General features: G+C 49.3%; 1 protein-coding gene. It reads left to right on the top strand.

Annotated features, from left to right (window positions below; translation table 11 throughout):
- A partial coding sequence (locus tag EWM59_RS27960; RefSeq protein WP_374755960.1) for a beta strand repeat-containing protein occupies positions 1-2843 on the top strand: 2843 nt, incomplete at both ends.

Below are 2843 nucleotides of genomic sequence, written 5' to 3'. Positions count from 1 at the left end.
AGCACAGCAGGCACATATACAGCGACTTGTAGCAATAGTTGTGGAACGAGTGGCGCATCGAATGTGGTGATTATCACTACAGGCACAACACCAGCAGCACCAGTGATAGCGACTAACAAGCCGAGCTTGTGTAACAATGAGACTGCGACCTTGACAGCGACAAACTGTACAGGCACAGTAATGTGGAGTACGACTGCCACAGGTACAAGTATCACCGTGAGCACAGCAGGCACATATACAGCGACTTGTAGCAATAGTTGTGGAACGAGTGGCGCATCGAATGTGGTGATTATCACTACAGGCACAACACCAGCAGCACCAGTGATAGCGACTAACAAGCCGAGCTTGTGTAACAATGAGACTGCGACCTTGACAGCGACAAACTGTACAGGCACAGTAATGTGGAGTACGACTGCCACAGGTACAAGTATCACCGTGAGCACAGCAGGCACATATACAGCGACTTGTAGCAATAGTTGTGGAACGAGTGGCGCATCGAATGTGGTGATTATCACTACAGGCACAACACCAGCAGCACCAGTGATAGCGACTAACAAGCCGAGCTTGTGTAACAATGAGACTGCGACCTTGACAGCGACAAACTGTACAGGCACAGTAATGTGGAGTACGACTGCCACAGGTACAAGTATCACCGTGAGCACAGCAGGCACATATACAGCGACTTGTAGCAATAGTTGTGGAACGAGTGGCGCATCGAATGTGGTGATTATCACTACAGGCACAACACCAGCAGCACCAGTGATAGCGACTAACAAGCCGAGCTTGTGTAACAATGAGACTGCGACCTTGACAGCGACAAACTGTACAGGCACAGTAATGTGGAGTACGACTGCCACAGGTACAAGTATCACCGTGAGCACAGCAGGCACATATACAGCGACTTGTAGCAATAGTTGTGGAACGAGTGGCGCATCGAATGTGGTGATTATCACTACAGGCACAACACCAGCAGCACCAGTGATAGCGACTAACAAGCCGAGCTTGTGTAACAATGAGACTGCGACCTTGACAGCGACAAACTGTACAGGCACAGTAATGTGGAGTACGACTGCCACAGGTACAAGTATCACCGTGAGCACAGCAGGCACATATACAGCGACTTGTAGCAATAGTTGTGGAACGAGTGGCGCATCGAATGTGGTGATTATCACTACAGGCACAACACCAGCAGCACCAGTGATAGCGACTAACAAGCCGAGCTTGTGTAACAATGAGACTGCGACCTTGACAGCGACAAACTGTACAGGCACAGTAATGTGGAGTACGACTGCCACAGGTACAAGTATCACCGTGAGCACAGCAGGCACATATACAGCGACTTGTAGCAATAGTTGTGGAACGAGTGGCGCATCGAATGTGGTGATTATCACTACAGGCACAACACCAGCAGCACCAGTGATAGCGACTAACAAGCCGAGCTTGTGTAACAATGAGACTGCGACCTTGACAGCGACAAACTGTACAGGCACAGTAATGTGGAGTACGACTGCCACAGGTACAAGTATCACCGTGAGCACAGCAGGCACATATACAGCGACTTGTAGCAATAGTTGTGGAACGAGTGGCGCATCGAATGTGGTGATTATCACTACAGGCACAACACCAGCAGCACCAGTGATAGCGACTAACAAGCCGAGCTTGTGTAACAATGAGACTGCGACCTTGACAGCGACAAACTGTACAGGCACAGTAATGTGGAGTACGACTGCCACAGGTACAAGTATCACCGTGAGCACAGCAGGCACATATACAGCGACTTGTAGCAATAGTTGTGGAACGAGTGGCGCATCGAATGTGGTGATTATCACTACAGGCACAACACCAGCAGCACCAGTGATAGCGACTAACAAGCCGAGCTTGTGTAACAATGAGACTGCGACCTTGACAGCGACAAACTGTACAGGCACAGTAATGTGGAGTACGACTGCCACAGGTACAAGTATCACAGTGAGTACAGCAGGCACATATACAGCGACTTGTAGCAATACTTGTGGAACGAGTGGCGCATCGAATGTAGTAAATATCACCACAGGCACAACACCAGCAGCACCAGTGATAGCGACCAACAAGCCAAGTTTGTGTAACAATGAAACAGCGACCTTGACGGCAACAAACTGTACAGGCACAGTAATGTGGAGCAATTCAGCCACAGGTACAAGCATCACAGTTAGCATAGCAGGAACATACAGCGCAACTTGTACAAATGCCTGTGGAACGAGCGATGCATCGAATGTGGTAAATATCACCACAGGCACGACACCACCAGCCCCAGTGATAGCGACTAACAAGCCGAGCTTGTGTAACAATGAAACAGCAACCTTGACGGCAACAAACTGTACAGGCACAGTAATGTGGAGTAATTCAGCCACAGGTACAAGCATCACAGTTAGCACAGCAGGAACCTACAGTGCAACTTGTAGCAATAGTTGTGGAACGAGTGGGGCATCTAATGTGATAAGCATCACTACAGGCACGACACCAAGTGCACCAGTGATAGCAACCAACAAGCCGAGCTTGTGTAACAATGAAACAGCGACTCTGACAGCAACCGGATGTAGTGGTACAGTGAACTGGAGCAATGGTTCGACAGGTACAAGCATCACCGTAAGCACAGCAGGAACATACAGCGCAACTTGTACAAATGCTTGTGGAACGAGTGGGGTATCGAATGTAGTAAACATCACTACAGGTACAACACCGAGCGCACCAGTAATAGCGACCAACAAGCCAAGCTTGTGTAACAACGAGACAGCGACTCTGACAGCGACAGGATGTAGTGGTACAGTGAACTGGAGCAATGGTTCGACAGGCACAAGCATCAC

The organism is Emticicia agri (genome assembly GCF_004168285.1).
Classification (GTDB): domain Bacteria; phylum Bacteroidota; class Bacteroidia; order Cytophagales; family Spirosomataceae; genus Emticicia; species Emticicia agri.
This window is presented reverse-complemented; position numbering and strand designations above follow the sequence as displayed.